The following is a 16958-nucleotide window of genomic DNA, read 5'->3' as shown; positions in this document are numbered from 1 at the left end:
GCGGTTGTTTCAACCCTTGTACTATAATAGCACTATTAACGCATTATGCAACACATTTTTAACCGGATTTCACAAAATTTTTAATTTTTCACTGTTCGCACAAAATTTTTGTGCTTTCATGCGTTTTTTTCATGCCACTTTGCCCTGTCTTTCCGTGGAAAACAGTAAACCGGGAGATGCATTCGTCCCGCACCGCTGACGCTCTTTCACTTTTCCCTGCTGTTTGCTTGGACAAATCCGGGTTTTCTCTATAACATCATCAATTTCGTATACATTTTATAAAGGAAGGGAGGGCATTTTTCCTCGCCGCTCTCCCCTGCATATACAGCAAAACGGCTGCCGCATTGCGACAGCCGCCGGTATTTGATTATTAAGGCAACACCGCACAATTAAAGCTGCGGCGCTTTGCGGAAATTTTGTGTCCTGACTTTGTTGCGATTTCACAGTAATACATTAAGTATTACTGCAAAACCGCGCCTCGTTAGTACACAAAATTTGCTCGCAAATCGCTCTTGTTCAATTATGCGGTATTGCCTTAACCGTTTACCTGCTTTGCCAGCTCGTCAGCCAGCGCTTCGAGTGCGCCGAGCTGGTTCTCTGCCAGTGCAGACTTGATGGAGATCGGGTTCTCGAGGATGGTCATGTTCTTCATGCCCTCGAGCATGCCGATCATCTGCTTGCCCGCAGTAGCGGCCCAGGTGCCGTTGTCGATGACGGCAACCGTGCGGTTCTGCAGGTTAAGCGCCTTGATGTCGGACAGATATGCTTCCATCTTGGGCTGGATGCCGCTGTTGTAGGTCGGCGCAGCGAGCACCAGATGGCTGCAGCGGAAGCTCTCTGCCACCAGCTCGGAAACGTCGGTCTCAGATACATCGTACATCGCGATATTCTTCACGCCCTTGTCGGCCAGCATGCCTGCGAGCACGTTTGCGGCGTTCTCGGTGTTGCCGTACATGGTCGCGTAGGCGATCATGACCGTCTTGTCCTCCGGCTCGTAGGTGCTCCACTTCTGGTACTTCTCCAGCAGCAGGCCGAGATCCTTGTGCCAGATCGGACCATGCAGCGGGCAGATCATCTCAATATCGAGCGATGCCGCTTTCTTAAGCAGCGTCTGCACCTGTACGCCGTACTTGCCGACAATGTTGGTGTAGTAACGGCGGGCATCGTTCATCCATGTGGTGTCGAACGTGATCTCGTCATCGAAAATGTTGCCCGCCAGTGCGCCGAATGTGCCGAATGCATCAGCAGAGAACAGGATCTTGTCCTTCTCGTCGTAGGTGACCATGACCTCCGGCCAGTGCACCATCGGCGCCATAACAAAGTGCAGCGTATGCTCGCCCGTGGACAGCTTGTCGCCTTCCTTGACGACCAGCGCACGCGCGGCAACGTCCGTTCCGTAGAACTGGGCGAACATGCCGACCGCCTTGGCGCTGCATACCATCTTCGCCTCCGGATAGCGGCGCAGCATATCGTCGATCATCGCACAGTGATCCGGCTCCATGTGCTGAACGACCATGTAGTCCAGCGGACGGCCGTTCAGCGCGTGAACGACGTTTTCGATATACTGACGGCTAATGGACTCGTCCGCCGTGTCAAACAGCACGGTTTTCTCGTCCAACAGCACATAGCTGTTATAGGATACCCCCTTGGGAATCGGGAACAAATTTTCAAAGCGGCTCAGGCGGCGGTCGCTGCCGCCAACATAAATGAGATCATCCTTGACCTTTCTGGTACTGTGCATCGCACGACACCTCCGTGTAAATATCTATATTGAATTGTAGCATATTTTTGTGCATTCGTCCAGTGGTAGGGTTAGTCGCGGCGTACAAAAAAACGACCGATGAAACAGCCGGTTTTTGACGGGATACAGGTTTCGATCGGTTACAGCAGCGTGCAGGTACCGAGCACCATGAACAACAGGGTGATCAGCCGACCGACAATCTCGCCGGGAGTTTGCCGTTCAGCGGTCCGTGCAGTATATCGATCGAGCGTTTTGTCTTTGCCATGTGCATTCTCCGTTTCGTTTTTTTGTCTACTTCTATTGCAGCACGGTTTTATCGATGAGAAAAGCACATGTTTCTCCTGTTTTGCATTGCAATTCTGCATATATTGTTTTGTCGATAAATAAAGAAAAAGTGCAGAAAACTTGCGTTTTCTGCACTTTGAAAGCACAAATATTGATTAGCGCTTGGTGAACTGCGGAGCGCGACGAGCGGCTTTGAGACCGTACTCACCTGACCTTGATCCGAAAAGTCCAGTATTCATGCGGGTTTTCGGGCTTCCCTCTCTCAGTAAACCCATAGGTAAACCCACGAAATCGAGAAATTTTTGGTGCAATTTAACGCAGCCCGAATGCTGCATTCACAACGCTGCTCAATTCCTCGGGTTTATTATACTTGACTTTCGCATAGATGTCCATAGTCGCTTTGCTGTTCTCATGGCCTGCCAGATACTGCACCGTCTTAGGATCAACACCTTTGTAAATCAGATTGGTGATGTAGGTGTGCCGCAGCATGTGCGGAGTCACCTTGAAGTCCATCGTATACACCAGCTTGGGATTATTCGGCTGATGCTCACCAAGCCTTGGCTTTATTCTATGCTTGATGGACTGTCCATTTACATAGGTGTAATAACAGCGTTCTGCGGTAGAACGGACTGTTATGTACTTCCAGACCCTCACAAACTGTGTTTCCGTCAAAACAGTTCCCTTCGAATTCGAGATCACATATTCCGATTCTGATTTTTCCCTTTCTTCTTTGAGACAGGCTACCAGGCATTTGGGAATCGGAACATCTCGTTTCGCTGCTGGTGTCTTCAAGAGTGTATTGACTACCGGCTTACCGCCTTCCGCATGCCATGCACGCCTTACCGAAATGTACGGCGTTTTTTCATCCAGGAATACACAGTCCCATTGAAGTCCAAGAATCTCTTCTCTACGCAGTCTCGCATACAAACCGATCATCACGAATACATACGGTGGAAGCTCACGCATGCTATCCAGCAAAATGGCAGTCTGTTCTGTTCCGTATTCCGGAAGTTCGGCAGGACGCTTTTTCCCTTTAGCCATGTGTTCTCCTCCTCGTCTATCTTCATACATTGCGTGTTGTCACTTTTATTATCAAGGCGTACAGCACTTCCTTCAAGGATGTCGAACGTATGTAAAAAGGGCAGGGATTTTTGTGACCATCCCTGCCCTAAGTTGTTTCTGATTTACTCTTAATCCCACGATGCAAAAGCATCTTCCAGCACTCCTGCGAGCTGCTCTGGGCGATTGTATTTCACCTTGGCGTAAATATCCATGGTGATCTTGCTGCTTTCATGACCGGCAAGATACTGAACTGTCTTCGGATCAACCGAAGCATGAATCAGATTCGTAATATAGGTGTGCCGCAGCTGATGCGGAGTCACCTCAAAGTCCAGACTGTAAACCACATTTCCATTGTGTGCCGCCTTTTGCACCAGAACCGGCTTCACCGCATGCTTTACCCTCTTGCCATCTTCATAGCGGTAATAGCAACGTTCCTTGGTGGTGCGGGTTACGATATACTGCCATAATCTCTTGAACTGCGTATAGGACAAAGGGTCTCCATCCCGATTTGCAACCACATAATCCGATGTCGATGTCTTCTTCGCCTCTTTCAGACATTCCAGAAGATTGTCCGGCAGAGGGACATTCCGATGCGCTGCCTTTGTTTTCAGCTCTGTCAGAATCACCGGACGATTATGCTCCGTATGCCAGGCTCTCCGAACAGTAAGGTACAGAGCCTCGCAATCAAGATACACCGAATCCCATTGCAGTCCGAGGATTTCTTCTCTCCGCCAACAGTGCCAGGCGAATGTCATCCGCTGTTGCATCCCCCATATGCATATCGCCCAAGGGCTTGATGATGTAGTTCTTCACTTTCGATGTATAGTCAATCAGCGTTGTCATCCTAATCTGTGCTGACTGCATCAGCAGCCATTTCTCGCAATACTCTTCCACCGTGGGTGTACTGCGGCGATACGTCTTGTTCTCAATCTGCTGAATTGCTTCCTGTTCCTTCTGGTACAGTTCCTCTCTCGTTCTTGCATATAACGTTTCTCCTTCCGCACAGCCGGTACAGAACCGGACCGACGGAAGGTCAAAAAAAGAGCCGCATGACGGTGAAGAAAAATCCTGTGCCGATAAAACAGAACATGGGTATTCCATAATTCTGTCTCATGCGGCATTCGGAAGACTTCGCCTGTCAGCGGCTCCACAGCACAGCTATGACTTATAAAATTGTGTTAATAGGGTTATTTATTGTCATCTCAACCATTCAAAGACGAATAGTAGAGCTGCAATCTCCGTAATCTTCTCATCTCCAAAACATTGAAGACGGTCTCGCGTCCGCAGGCCTTGCATTTGGTCTGCACATGTCCTCTGGTATCCTCAAAGACGATGATTGAATTGTGTCGGCAATAAGGGCACCTGACAGTCCTGGGCTTTTGCGAGGCGATTGCATCCTTTGCCCGGATGATTTGAATCTGCATTTCCGCAGATGGTTCCGATACTCTGATATTCCTGCTCATGGCCACACCTCCAATGGATCACGATATTCATAATCCTTTTTCCGGTTCAGATAGCCCAGTTGTTCCAAGTGAATAGCAGCTGCCGATCTTGAAACACCAAAGACACCACAGAAAGTATCTATCTTCACCTGATCCATGTCATAAAAACGCCATCCATAACAAGTCAGAGGCTTTCTGTTGTTGATGAACCACATCATTGGTTTTCAGAAAGATGCTCCTCTGACTTCCCTCTACTTCTATCTGATATTCTGTATCACATACGCGGTCAGATCATAGATGCTTCCGTCCGAGGACAGCTTTTGAAATGACACCTTCAGGTTCAGATAATCGGATGCAAACTGGTCAATGGGTGTCGGAAGCGCAAATCTTTCCGGATCATCCGCTTCGCTGCCGAAAAAGGACTTTTGAAAATCTTTTATCACTGCAACAGCGATTTCTTCTATATTTTTCTGTGAAAGAATCATAGGCACTGCTCCTTTGCCTCAACAAACCATTTTTCATCTTCGTTATACAGAAAGCTCTCATGCCCACCGATCATGACCGTGTAACGAATTCCGCAGCCACCTACCTTCGTGGAAGCAGCCCGGCACTTATGCTTCAATCGGTCAATCTCATACACCCGTCCGTCAACCCACCGAATCAGGCGCAGGCGGATATTTCCCTCGGCATCCACATCCAAATTCACAGGTACATATACTTTTCTACATTTCTGTTCCGACATACTTTACGCTCCTCCTCTGTAAACCGGCGAATGTGTTGACTTCTTTTAGCAAAGAACTCACCAGATTCTACCGGTGCTGTATTAACCAATCATTCCTGTCGGCATAACCAAATCTACTTTTCGCTCTGTCGGCATCTTGCTTTTCTGAAAAAGTACCTCATTTTTAATCGCATCTTTCCCGAATCGGAATCGAATCTGCTCAATCGCTGCGTCCAACCGTTCCTGGCGATCCAGTGATTTCACATCGGTGAATAGGTCGTATTGTATCGGACAATCCTCTTCAAACAGGTTGATTGCCCGAACTGTCACTGAACGAATCGGGTGTTCCCACTGATAGTTTTTTGCAAATAAAGCAAATGCAGTTTTCGCCAGATAAGTAGGGCTTGTGTCGGAATACTAATCCGGCACTGCCACTCTTTCGTATAAAGTTCGTTGTTGCGGATGGAAATCGCTATTCCGCCAGCTTTCTTCTTATGTGTTCGCAGCTTGGTTCCGATTTCCTGCACCAATTCCAGCATGATGCACCAGACTTCGGCGTTATTCTCCAAATCCTGCTTGGTCGTTATCCCGTGCCCAATGCTCTTTACTGGGGAGACATAATCGGAACGCATAACCGGCGAATCATCCAGTCCATTGGCATATTTCTTAATTGCCAGTCCATTCTTTCCAAGGCGGCACTTCAAGAAATCATCCGATGTTGCAGCAAGCTCTCCAATGGTATGAATCCCATGACCGGATAGAACCTTCTCGGTCGCTCTGCCGACTCCAAGCAAGTCAGAGGCAGGAAGACACCAAATCTTCTCCCGGAACGAATTTGCTTCGATGCAGGTAATCGCATCCGGCTTTTTCATATCCGACCCAAGCTTGGCAAAAATCTTATTGAAGCTAACTCCTGCGGAAATCGTAAGTCCCTGTTCAAACTTAACAGTTCTGCGAATCTCATCCGCAATTTCAAATCCGGTTCCCATGCAGCCGCTTCCAGTCACGTCCAGCCAACATTCGTCCATCCCATACGGCTCGATCTGGTCAGTGTATCGACCGTATATCTCGAGGCATAGAAATTATTCATATCACAGTGAAGAATCACTCTTTGCATCCCGTATTCCTCCTCTCTGTTCGTGATAGCACGAACAACTTTTCACGAACGCATTAACACACAGCATTTCTTGTGATACTATAATTACACGAATTGTATTTCGTGTTTTCATCGTCATTATAGTAAGCACCGTTTTTCATGTTAATAGTTTTTTTATGAAAAAGTGTTCGTGTTCGTCATCAAAAAAGAAAGAGGTATTCCTACGGTCTTCAAAGAAAGGTTGAAAGAAAAAAGAACAGAAGCCAATTTAACTCAGGTAGAACTTGCAGAGAAGGCCGGTGTAACCGCCCGCACAATTCAGAATTATGAGCTTGGCAGCCGCAAACCATCCAATATGGTTACGATTCAGAAGATTGCGGATGCGCTGAATACTACTACTGAGTACCTGCTGGGAAGCAGCGGCAGCTACGTCGTAGAAGCTCATGAAAAAGGCGGCATAAAAGCAGCGAAAGATATTGAAGAACTGGTCAGTGAAGTGACCGGTATGTTCGCTGGCGGCGAATTAAGCGAAGATGTCATCGAAGGAGCTTATAAAGCTCTGACCGATGCCTACTGGATTGCCAAAGAGAACAATAAAAAATACGCCCCGAAAACGAGGCGTAAAAAATCCGATCAGTGATATTTATCGTACACACTTTTCGCTATACTGTACACTGGAGGTGGTATGATGAATGCGGAACAGCTTTCACGGGTCGGTGAGAAACTGGTAAAACGCTGCGGTTCCAGAGCCCCTTTTGAAATTGCAAGGCAGCTTGGTGTCCATGTCATGCTTTGCGAGAATCTTGGTTCCCTGAAGGGAATGTACCGGGTAATCAAGCGAAATCGCTTTATTTTCCTGAATAACAGTCTGGATGAAAATATGCTGCGCATCGTGTGCGCACATGAATTAGGGCATGATCAGCTTCACCGGAATATGGCGCCCCCCCGATTCATGAGTTCATGCTCTACGACATGAAATCCAAGCCGGAATATGAGGCCAATATCGTAGCAGCAGAAATTCTGATGGACAGCGATGAAGTCCTTCGCTACATCTATGAATATGGATACACCGCCGAGCAGATTGCCAGTGCGATGTCCACCGACATCAACCTGGTTGCGCTGAAGGTAGCACACCTGGCCACCCTTGGTTATAATCTGCACACACTGGAACATAAGAGCAACTTTTTGAAATAACGTACCTTCGAGGAGCCTGGATTGGCTCCTCTTTTTGTTGCAAATTGTGCAGGTGGCGCTTGCATAATTATCAGCCTACTGGACGACGGCTTTTCTCTTGTGCCGTCGTCCGGCAGGTGATTGAAATTATTTGTTTTTCTTCCTACTAACTAACGAATTCTTTAATATGTTCACATCCCTGTGCAATAATGCATCTAACATGATCATCTTTTAGAATATAGTAAATAGTTTTCCGATTCTGCGTCTGCAGACCAAACCATTCATTCGTAAAACATGGAGGTGATGCGAAACGGCAGATTCTGACATATTCAGTTTGCCTGCAACTTCACTGACACATGCTTCCGAGAAACCAATCTGAAATAAAACCTTCATGCGGTAAGGGTCCCCCAGTGCCTTAAACAACTGTATTAAATCTTCCAATTCTTGCCCTTGTGGTTCTCGGGGCCAAGATCGATTCATGGGACTTCTCCATTCCTTGCGCTTTCCCCAACCCCTTAAAGGTTCTTTACAAATAGCGCTCGAATGGCATTGAGAACGGCAATAATCATTACGCCTACATCGGCAAACACCGCCAGCCACATGTTGGCTATGCACAGGGCTACCAAGACAAGGCAGATCAGCTTGATACCAATGGCAAAAACGATGTTCTGGTAGACAATGCCCAGACACTTGCGACTGATCTTAATCGCCTTGGAGATCTGCATGGGATCATCATCCATTAGGACCACATCAGCAGCCTCAATGGCGGCGTCAGAACCCATGGCACTCATGGCGATACCGATGTCTGCCCGGCGGAGTACCGGGGCGTCATTGATGCCATCTCCTACGAAAGCCAGCTTTTCCTTTTCCGATTTGATCTGAATTAGCTTTTCTACTTTCTCTACCTTATCAGCAGGCAGCAGTTCGCTGTAGGCCTCATCCAAGCCAAGAGCGGAGGCTACACTGTCAGCCACCTTTTTGGCATCACCGGTGAGCATCACAGTCTTGCGAACCCCAGCCGACTTTAATGCCTGGATGGCTTCCTTGGAGTGAGGCTTCACAATGTCGGAAATAACAATGTGTCCGGCATATTTCCCGTCAATCGCCATGTGAATGATGGTGCCTACGCTGTGGCACGGAATAGATTGAACGCCCAGACGATTCATGAGCTTGTCGTTACCAGCTGCCACCTGATGACCGTCCACCGTAGCGATGACACCGTTGCCGCTAAGTTCCTGAAGGTCAGTCACCCGGCTACGGTCGATTTCCATACCGTAGGCTTTCTGCAAACTCTTGCTGATAGGGTGGCTAGAGGCACTTTCCGCCAGAGCAGCATATTCCACCAGCTTGCGCTCATCCATCTCATTGTGATGGATCGCATTCACCTCAAATACGCCCTGAGTCAGTGTGCCGGTTTTGTCAAAGACTACAATCTTAACCTGTGACAGAGTCTCAAGGTAGTTGGAACATTTGACCAGCACACCGGCCTTACTAGCTCCGCCAATCCCTGCAAAGAAGGACAGAGGGATAGAGATGACCAGTGCACAGGGGCAGCTAGCAACAAGGAAGGTCAGTGCGCGGTACACCCAGGTTTCCCAGCCAGCAGGAAGACCCAAGGCGAACATCCGCACCAGCGGCGGAAGCACAGCCAACGCCAACGCTGCATAGCAAACAGCCGGGGTATAAATTTTCGCAAAACGGGAGATAAAATCCTCTGACTTCGATTTTCGGGAGGAGGCATTTTCCACCAAGTCCAAGATTTTTGAGACCGTAGACTCACCAAATTCCTTGGTAGTCTGGATATGAAGCAGTCCGGTCATGTTAATGCAGCCAGAGATAATCTCATCACCAGTCTTGCCCTCACGGGGCAAACTTTCGCCGGTGAGGGCGGCAGTGTTCAGAGTGGATTCTCCCTGCACCACGGTACCGTCAATGGGAACTTTCTCGCCAGGCTGAACCACGATGATGGTGCCGATATCCACCTCGTCCGGGTCTACTTGTTCGAGCTTGCCATCCCGTTCAATGTTAGCGTAGTCTGGACGGATGTCCATGAGTTCGCTGATGTTGCGGCGAGATTTTCCAACAGCATAGGACTGGAACCATTCGCCTACCTGATAGAACAGCATAACTGCAATGGACTTCAGATAATCACCGTTTTCGTAGACAGCCAGAGCCAAAGCACCAATGGTGGCAACCGCCATCAAGAAGTTCTCGTCAAAGACCTGACCATTACGGATACCCTTATACGCTTTTCTCAGAATATCATAACCAATAATGAGATAATCCACCAAATACAGTGCCAATCGTACCCAGCGCCCGGCTGCGCCCAGCTGGTCAAATACGGTGGAACCCAAAGTTTGTAACGCCAACAGTAATACCGTGGCAGTCAGAATTCTTCCCAACATGATTTTCTGTTTCTTTATCATGCCGCTGCTGGACCGCTGGCCAATCAAGAGAAGGATAATTGATAATACGGCTACTACGATCAGCAAGCCGCTTTCAATCATTTCTTGCATATCATTCTTTCCTTTCTATAATTGCTTATTTGTTTGTTAAAAAAAGTGCCCCTTCCGCCCGTAGCGTCTGGGACACCTGTGTGGAATGGGACCTTACAGGAAGATCTCGCAGTCAGGCTCCACCTTCTTGCAAGCCTTCTGCACAGCAGCCATCACGCCGGCCGACTCCTGACCTTCAGCAAATTCCACAATCATCTTCTGGGTCATGAAGTTCACAGTAGCGTTCTGCACGCCGCTGGTCTTGCGGGCTGCATCCTCCATCAGGTTGGCGCAGTTAGCGCAGTCTACTTCGATCTTATAAGTTTTTTTCATTTTGGAAAACTCCTCTCTTAATTTGCTCCTGTTACCAGAACAATTAAATCATTGTTTAATTGTATTCTCATCATACTTGGATAAACTGGCTTCGTCAACGCTTTGGAAGCACATCCTGCTATTTGGGTAAAAGGTCCTGCTGCTTGGGAAAAAGTAGCCTTTATCGGCACATTCCAGTGCCTTGATAAGGGTAACCGGAACACTTTCCGCGATTTTCTTTGCGTCGCTTTATAATACGCCGTAGCGACCAGATGCAATACATTGTCAATACGGCAAGCAAAATCAAAGACGCCATACAAATCTCCTATCTATGTTTGGTACACCTTGTAAAACCTGCTGTCTTAAAGCAATACAAGAGAGCCGATCTGATACACTCCAAAAGTAAAAAAACTTCTGAATAGGTAAACAGTGCTGAAAAAAAGGTTCTGACATTGAAGCACAGCTCCATGTCAGAACCCTTTTATTTCACAAATTATTTTTTGGGGTTGCGTCGCCCGGTGTTTTCCGAGCCACGCACTTCCTCATGGTAAAAGTAATCCACAATTACGGGGTGCCCAGGCTCTGCTCGTCCGTAGGGCAGCTCGTTGTCCACGAAGGGACAGCTGTATTCTTTCGCTAGCCGTTCCGCTTGATCCTCCAAACCACGGAAGTAGCTTCTGTCTTTCTTGTTGTAGATAGCGTCGTACAGCGGAACCAAGTCAGGATATTTTTTACAAATATAGTCCAGGATGTCTTTTTTGAATCCGCCTCGCAGATTTAGATTTTCTAGCCATATCAGGTCGCATTGGTTCCTGACCTGATGGAAGATAGCCTCAAAATCCGTGATACCGGGAAAAACCGGAGCGATAAAGCACACGGTGCGGATACCTGCGTCATAAACCTGCTTCATGGCATCCAGCCGCCGCTTGATGCTGACGGCATTGTCCATATCGTTTTTGAAATCCTCGTCCAGCGTATTGATCGACCAGGAAACCGTGACCTTTCCCAGTTCTTTCAGAAGGTCGATATCACGGATTACCAAGTCTGACTTGGTGCAGATAAGAATTTCCGCCTCGCTGCCCCGGAGCTGCTCAAGAAGTTTTCGGGTGTTCTGAAACTGAGCCTCCTGGGGCAGATAGCCATCGGTCACAGAACCGATGACTACGCGCTGCCCTTTGTACTTTTGCGGATTTTTGATTGCCGGCCAATGCTTCACATCCAGGAATGTACCCCACGGTTCGGTGTGCCCGGTAAATCGCTTCATAAACGAGGCGTAGCAGTATTTGCAGCTATGGGTACAGCCCACATAAGGATTGACGGAATAGCCGCCCACTGGCAGGGTGGATCTTGTCATAATATTTTTGGTTTCTACATCCTGAATCAGAATGCTACTATCTTTCACTTCCGCCATGTCTTCTGTTCCTCCAATACCCGGTAAAAAGCCGGGGGAAATTCTTGTACCATATGTGTTTCTCCCATGATAGGAAGTAGATCTTCCTTCATGAATACAGGGATGCCAAGCGCATGGGCCTGATGTGTCAGGTTACACACCCATTCCGGTTTCGATACGGATTTACCCTTCCTATGTCCGGTCTCAGTCCCAATGACGATCCACTCAATTCCGGTAAGGTCCACCATGCCAACATCATCAAACATAGGTTCAAAGGTCACATGATAGTGTCCGCCATGGATATGCTCCCGCAAAGTCCGGATACGGTTTTTCTCTTTACTGGAGGTAACAGTTACACCAAACCAAGCATTTTCTAGGGTAGTGGAAAACACAATATCCTCCGGTCGCTTGGTCAAAAACAGATATTGGTGCTGCGGATTTTCAGTCATTTTGTCAAATATCTGTTCCCGCCACTCTGGCTTCCAGTGGGAAAAATCGCTCATGCCGGTGAGCAGAAAATTCTGTGGGCGCTTTTTCTCCATCAGCCGCAGCTTATTGGGAAAAAACTCCGGCTTTTCAAAGTCGTCGATCATGTGAAACCGGCGGACATTGTTTCTGGCATAGCAGTAGCTGCAACCAATAGTACAGCCGATCACCAGATTCATGTTCTGAATACAGTCTTTAATACAAACAGCCACCGCTAACGCCTCCTTTCCGTTTTAAGATTTAGCCTTCTACCGCAGGCGCAACTTTCCCGAAGCCGTTCCAGGCATACAGCCCCTTCTTGTCCTCATCGCCCAGGAACTTGTCCACCTGACAGATGTGCAGGATATGGTCGCCAACTTCCACCGACTGCTGCAAGGTAGCCACCATCGCCAGCCGGGTGTCCGCCGGAATCTGGATGTCGCTGCCCTCCACAGCCATCATCTCGATGTTGTTAGCGGCCACCTTGTCGGTCTCGGCACCGGTAGATGCTCCACAGGCCATTACTGCGCCTGCCAGACTCTCACCGGGAACAGTGACAATGACTTTGCCGGTCTCACACACACGCTTACCGGTGTGGGACTGTTTGCTAGTGGCGAAACCCACCATAGGCGGATTGAAGGAGAGGTAAGACACAAAGCAAATGGGAGCCAGGTTCGTAGAACCGTCCTCCTTTTTAGAGCAGATCAGTGTCAGCGGATTGGGGGAGGTCAGAACAGTAGCCTCCATAATGTTCAGTTCTTTCATAAAATTCAGACCTTTCCAAGAAAATTCAGTCGTTGACTGCATGGTCAACCAGTGATATATTTATTATATCTAATAGCAATTTTTGTTCAAGTACGCAAATTATTTGTACCTGGTATCAAAAAATATACCGCAAAAGACGAGGAACGATCCAATTATGACTTATGAAGAATTCAAAGAAAAGGTTGGCAGTGTCATTCTAACCGACGAGGGAAACTGCCCGGTCACGCCGGTGGTTCAAATGCTGCAGGGCAAATGGAAGCTCCAAATTCTATATGAGCTGTGCATCAAGTGCCCCATGCGGTTTGGGGAACTGAAAAAAGTTCTCAAACCCATTACCAATACAGCCCTGACCAACGCCCTGAAGGAACTGGAAGCGGATGAATTGATCCAGCGCATCCAATATAATGAAATGCCCCTACGGGTGGAATACTCCCTCACCGAGAAAGGACGGGATCTGTTGCCGGTCTTTTACGCCATTTCCCAATGGGGAATGAAATATATACCATGATTCTAACTATATTAATCTGCAAGATAATAGCCGGGAGACATTGACAACTTGAGTCAACTTCCCGGCGTTTTATTTTCTGCATTTTCTACTGCTGCAAAGGATTCAGGAAGCAACCTGATTCATGAGAGTTGATAACTCCCACCGCCTGCAAATAGGCATAGATGATTACGGTCCCCACAAACTTCATGCCTCGCTTTTTCAAGTCTTTTGAGATAGCATCCGATAATGGTGAGCTGACCTTGTCTACTTCTTGGATGATTTTTTCATCTGTCCAATGCCATAAGTATCGGTCAAAACTGCCCCACTCTTGCTGTATCTTTTGAAACACTTGTGCGTTGACCACTGCAGCTCGTATTTTCAGCCGGTTACGGATGATTCCAGAGTCAGCTTGCAGAGCCGTCAATTTTTCTTCGCTATAAGATGCCACCTTCCGTAAATCAAACCCGTCAAAAGCACGGCGAAATGCTTCTCGTTTATTTAAGACACATTCCCAGGTGAGGCCTGCCTGAAAATTCTCCAAAATCAACATTTCAAACAGCAACTGGTCATCGTGGACCGGTCTGCCCCATTCCTCGTCATGGTATCGCAGATAAGTGGTATTAGTCGAGCTCACCCAATGGCATCGAATCTTTCCATCTGTCCACTGCATTCGTATCGTCATTTTGAACTTGCTCCGAAATCGTTATGCCTCGCACGCCTCCCGGAGAGCAGGCAGCAGCTCGTCCAGCCGCCCGTCCAGACCGAAGGACTTTTCTTTGATATTGTCCGTAATGTAGATCTCACCAAGATTGAGGGTCACATAAGTGGCGTTTGGCTCGCTGGCCACCAAGCGCATCATCGGGGCCTTGATCAGCTGATTGCGCCAGCCAATGCCCAGCTCCAAAACCACCAGTTTCTTCCCGTGGTAGGTTTTCAGAAAGTTTTGGAACCGTGCCTGGGCAGCGGTATCCGGAATCATTCTCTGACCCGCACCCATGTGGATGTCCATGGGACCGCCGCACTTGGGACAGCGCGGCACCAATTCTGTAGGCACATGGCCGCTTTGTTCGGCAGCCGATAATTTTTCTGCCACCTCCAGACTAGGATAGATGGTGTCGTGGCAGGGGCGGGCACACTGCATAGTAAACCAGTTGCCCTCAATCTCATAGATTTTCGACGGATCGAAGTCACACAGTTCAAAGTGACCTTCTCCGTTTGATGTGACGACAAAGTAATCTTTCTCTCCCACAATGGCCTTCAAATCGTTCATCACCGGCGTAGGCTGGTACTGCCCGCAGTAATGATGGATGAGTCGGGCCCAGAAGGCCCATTTTTCCTCCTCGCTGGGCCATCCAGCCATCATGCCCTGCAAAATACACCCAAGGCCGTATTTCCGTTTAAAATCCCCAAACAGTCTTTCAAAGGCCGCATTATCCGCAAACAAATGCAGTCCTTCGGTGATGGACAGTCCGTTACTGGCCCCGATCAAGATAGCGTCCGCTTCTCTGAATTTTTTCGCAATAGGGTTCCAATCAATCATATTCGTTCGCCCCTTTCTATTTTATGTTTGCTGCGATGGAGCGCTCCTGCCGGAGGGCAGCTAGAGTTTCCACCAAATCTCCTTGCAGATACAGGCTGCGTCCCCGCAGATGCTCTGGCCTATGAGATGCCTCTCGATTAAGACATGCATAAAAGACGTTTTCGTTTTTGGCAGTAAGTTCCCAGAAGGGTAGTTTGATGATACTGGGCGTCATCTCACCCACGCCAAGTTCCAACAGCAGGACTTTTTTGTCGGACTGATCCATTATCCAGCGTCGCAGGAATCTATGGTAGCGGTGCAGGCTATCCTGCCAGAAGGTTCCCTCCAGAAAGGTATCATCTCGTACCCAAGGCACCAGCACCCGCCCGCAATCCGGGCAGCGAGGAACAGCTTCCTCCGGCAGGCGCACCCCCACCAAGCGACCGGTCAGTTCCTTTACCAGTTCGCGGTTTTTCCAAATATCATCCCGGCAGGGCTGGCTGCATTGGCAGTAGCTAAAGTCTCCCTGAAAGGCGCAAATTTGTTCCTGGGGAAATACCCGAAAAAACTGCTGATCGACATTAGTGGTCAGCACAAAGACCGGTTTATCTGCAACAAGCGTTTGCAGATCCAGATAGGGCTGCCCCGTAGGGGCTTCCCACATGAAGCGGATATATTGACTGTAATATCCCCACTGCTCTCCATAGCTGGAAAAGCAATGGTAGAATCCAGCCAGCGGAGAGGTAAAGCCATACTGTTCACGAAAGGGAGCCAATGCCTCCGAAAATGCCGGGGACCAATGGTAGTGGTCGTATCCAGCTGCGCTTGACAGGCCGGAGCCGCCTCCGATCACAACGGCATCTGCTTGAGCAATACGCTCGGCAAGTTCCTGAAGCGCCGCTTGGTTTCCAACCCTCATTGATCGTTATCTCCGCTTTCCATGGTGTTCCGTGCATCCCGCAGCACTTGAGCAATGTCGGCCACAATGGTCATGCCCTTATCCTCCAACTGCTTGGGCAGGAAGTCATATTTGTCGTTGACAGCAATATATCGAGCATGGGGAAAGCTGAGGGTCATGTTCCAGAAAGGTTCTTGGATAAACATGGGAGTCATTCGACCAACGCCCAACTCCAGGAACAGAATTTTGCTGTCTTTGTGTTCCAGTACGTAGCGAGAAATTTTTTCGTACTGTTCTTCATATTTCTTTCCTTGCAGGAAATTCCCATATCCTCGCACCCAGGGGAATGCCTCACCGCCGCAGTGGGGGCATTGGGGAATAAGATCCGTGAGAATCTTCGTGCCATCCCCCATAGCGGCTACCATATCAGCCACCGGCTTTACCGCATCCCAGGTGTCATCGGTACAGCAGGCGGCACACTGGAAGAACCGGTGATCTCCCTGGATCTCCGCCACCTTCTCCTCCGGGTAGAGTTTGACAAACTGGGTATCCTGATTGGTGGTGAGGATGAAGAAGTCCTTGCCTTTCAACAAAGCGTCTAAATCCAAATAGGAATGACGCACAGGTGCGGTCTGGGTGGTGTGAAGGAATGTGGCGAGATACCCCCAATACTCTTCCCTTGTCTTCCAGGGGTGCATCATCCCTGCAAAAGCACCTTTGAAGTGGTACTTCTCCGCAAAAGGCCGGAAGTATTTCCGGTAGGAGTCGTTGTCCTCGTAGTAAAAATCTCCGCCACCGGCAGCGGACAGACCGGAGGCCCCGCCCACTACCACACAGTCAGCTTCCTTTACCTCCTGTACCAACCGATTGATCTGTTCGCTATACGACAGCGGCTTTTTGTCAGTCAGCTGATAAGGCGTACTGCCGGAAGCATAGATATGATAGTACTTGGAATAATTCATCTGTGCCTGCATGACCAAATCATCATAGAAGTTCATTGTCATCATTCCTTTCGAGCGGGTGTTATTTTTATTATTACTACAACTCATATTAGCATTTGCTTGCGCCGCTGTCAATATGTTGTTATAATAAAAATAACATCAAAAA

Annotated in this window: 19 protein-coding genes and 2 pseudogenes; 4 read left to right on the top strand and 17 right to left on the bottom strand. The window is 48.4% G+C overall.

Annotated features, from left to right (window positions below):
- Positions 1–535 precede the first annotated feature (535 nt).
- The 7 genes and pseudogenes from DW088_RS13945 to DW088_RS13910 form a co-directional block, all read right to left on the bottom strand.
- Entirely contained in the window at positions 536–1741 is a 1206-nt protein-coding gene (locus DW088_RS13945; protein ID WP_118361448.1) for an FprA family A-type flavoprotein, read from the bottom strand.
- A 597-nt stretch (positions 1742–2338) separates the two neighbouring features.
- Positions 2339–3022: pseudogene (locus DW088_RS13940) on the bottom strand (site-specific integrase); the annotation flags it as partial.
- 194 nt (positions 3023–3216) lie between these two features.
- Positions 3217–4075: pseudogene (locus tag DW088_RS13930) on the bottom strand (site-specific integrase); the annotation flags it as partial.
- A 472-nt stretch (positions 4076–4547) separates the two neighbouring features.
- Positions 4548–4688, bottom strand: a complete 141-nt coding sequence (locus tag DW088_RS16455) for a hypothetical protein (RefSeq protein WP_243029966.1) — start codon at positions 4686–4688, stop codon at positions 4548–4550.
- Between the two features lie 99 nt (positions 4689–4787).
- Positions 4788–5015 carry a hypothetical protein gene (locus DW088_RS16450; RefSeq protein ID WP_243029964.1) on the bottom strand — a complete coding sequence of 76 codons (228 nt, stop codon included), beginning with the start codon at positions 5013–5015 and terminating at the stop codon, positions 4788–4790.
- Positions 5012–5272 carry a hypothetical protein gene (locus tag DW088_RS13915; RefSeq protein WP_118361444.1) on the bottom strand — a complete coding sequence of 87 codons (261 nt, stop codon included), beginning with the start codon at positions 5270–5272 and terminating at the stop codon, positions 5012–5014. Before DW088_RS13915 ends, DW088_RS16450 begins: the two co-directional genes overlap by 4 nt.
- A 305-nt stretch (positions 5273–5577) precedes the next feature.
- Positions 5578–6279, bottom strand: coding sequence for a DNA polymerase Y family protein (locus tag DW088_RS13910; RefSeq protein WP_243029962.1), 702 nt, complete (start codon positions 6277–6279; stop codon positions 5578–5580).
- Positions 6280–6537: 258 nt separating this feature from the next.
- Between DW088_RS13910 and DW088_RS13905 the strand changes: the two genes are divergently transcribed.
- The 3 genes from DW088_RS13905 to DW088_RS16805 are packed head-to-tail and all read left to right on the top strand — an operon-like array spanning position 6538 to position 7541.
- Positions 6538–6987: a helix-turn-helix domain-containing protein gene (locus tag DW088_RS13905; RefSeq protein ID WP_243029960.1), complete on the top strand. Its 450-nt coding sequence runs from the start codon at positions 6538–6540 to the stop codon at positions 6985–6987.
- Between the two features lie 45 nt (positions 6988–7032).
- Positions 7033–7323, top strand: coding sequence for an ImmA/IrrE family metallo-endopeptidase (locus tag DW088_RS16810; protein ID WP_243029958.1), 291 nt, complete (start codon positions 7033–7035; stop codon positions 7321–7323).
- The gene (locus tag DW088_RS16805) at positions 7308–7541 is read left to right on the top strand and encodes a hypothetical protein (RefSeq protein WP_243029956.1); all 234 of its coding nucleotides are present in this window, start codon (positions 7308–7310) and stop codon (positions 7539–7541) included. The genes DW088_RS16810 and DW088_RS16805 overlap by 16 nt, the downstream gene beginning before the upstream one ends.
- Before the next feature lie 210 nt (positions 7542–7751).
- Here the strand turns inward: DW088_RS16805 and DW088_RS16800 are convergent, their stop codons facing one another.
- The 6 genes from DW088_RS16800 to DW088_RS13870 form a co-directional block, all read right to left on the bottom strand.
- Positions 7752–8000 carry an ArsR/SmtB family transcription factor gene (locus DW088_RS16800; protein ID WP_118361440.1) on the bottom strand — a complete coding sequence of 83 codons (249 nt, stop codon included), beginning with the start codon at positions 7998–8000 and terminating at the stop codon, positions 7752–7754.
- Between the two features lie 35 nt (positions 8001–8035).
- Entirely contained in the window at positions 8036–10036 is a 2001-nt protein-coding gene (locus DW088_RS13890) for a heavy metal translocating P-type ATPase (RefSeq protein ID WP_118361438.1), read from the bottom strand.
- A 93-nt stretch (positions 10037–10129) separates the two neighbouring features.
- Positions 10130–10348 (bottom strand): cation transporter, encoded by a 219-nt coding sequence (locus DW088_RS13885; protein ID WP_118361436.1) that lies wholly within the window; start codon positions 10346–10348, stop codon positions 10130–10132.
- A gap of 472 nt (positions 10349–10820) precedes the next feature.
- A complete protein-coding gene (locus DW088_RS13880) occupies positions 10821–11738 on the bottom strand; it encodes a radical SAM mobile pair protein B (protein WP_118361434.1) in 918 nt (305 codons plus the stop codon).
- Positions 11726–12415 (bottom strand): radical SAM mobile pair protein A, encoded by a 690-nt coding sequence (locus tag DW088_RS13875; RefSeq protein WP_118361432.1) that lies wholly within the window; start codon positions 12413–12415, stop codon positions 11726–11728. The genes DW088_RS13880 and DW088_RS13875 overlap by 13 nt, the downstream gene beginning before the upstream one ends.
- Positions 12416–12443: 28 nt before the next feature.
- Positions 12444–12947, bottom strand: coding sequence for a flavin reductase family protein (locus tag DW088_RS13870; RefSeq protein WP_118361430.1), 504 nt, complete (start codon positions 12945–12947; stop codon positions 12444–12446).
- A 154-nt stretch (positions 12948–13101) separates the two neighbouring features.
- Between DW088_RS13870 and DW088_RS13865 the strand changes: the two genes are divergently transcribed.
- Positions 13102–13455 (top strand): winged helix-turn-helix transcriptional regulator, encoded by a 354-nt coding sequence (locus tag DW088_RS13865; protein ID WP_118361428.1) that lies wholly within the window; start codon positions 13102–13104, stop codon positions 13453–13455.
- 85 nt (positions 13456–13540) lie between these two features.
- Here the strand turns inward: DW088_RS13865 and DW088_RS13860 are convergent, their stop codons facing one another.
- The 4 genes from DW088_RS13860 to DW088_RS13845 all read right to left on the bottom strand — a co-directional run bounded on the left by DW088_RS13860 (position 13541) and on the right by DW088_RS13845 (position 16849).
- Positions 13541–14116: a DNA-3-methyladenine glycosylase I gene (locus DW088_RS13860; protein ID WP_442861191.1), complete on the bottom strand. Its 576-nt coding sequence runs from the start codon at positions 14114–14116 to the stop codon at positions 13541–13543.
- A 21-nt stretch (positions 14117–14137) separates the two neighbouring features.
- Positions 14138–14923 carry an NAD-dependent protein deacetylase, SIR2 family gene (locus DW088_RS13855; protein WP_442861190.1) on the bottom strand — a complete coding sequence of 262 codons (786 nt, stop codon included), beginning with the start codon at positions 14921–14923 and terminating at the stop codon, positions 14138–14140.
- A gap of 67 nt (positions 14924–14990) precedes the next feature.
- On the bottom strand, positions 14991–15872 hold the full coding sequence (locus tag DW088_RS13850; RefSeq protein ID WP_118361424.1) for an NAD-dependent protein deacetylase, SIR2 family: 882 nt from the start codon (positions 15870–15872) through the stop codon (positions 14991–14993).
- Positions 15869–16849, bottom strand: coding sequence for an NAD-dependent protein deacetylase (locus DW088_RS13845; RefSeq protein ID WP_199720445.1), 981 nt, complete (start codon positions 16847–16849; stop codon positions 15869–15871). The genes DW088_RS13850 and DW088_RS13845 overlap by 4 nt, the downstream gene beginning before the upstream one ends.
- Between the last annotated feature and the right edge of the window lie 109 nt (positions 16850–16958).

Origin of the sequence: Butyricicoccus sp. AM05-1 (assembly GCF_003474415.1) — a bacterium.
Lineage (GTDB): Bacteria > Bacillota > Clostridia > Oscillospirales > Butyricicoccaceae > Agathobaculum > Agathobaculum butyriciproducens.
Note: the sequence above shows the minus strand (reverse complement) of the source record. Positions and strands in the feature narration are given on the sequence as shown.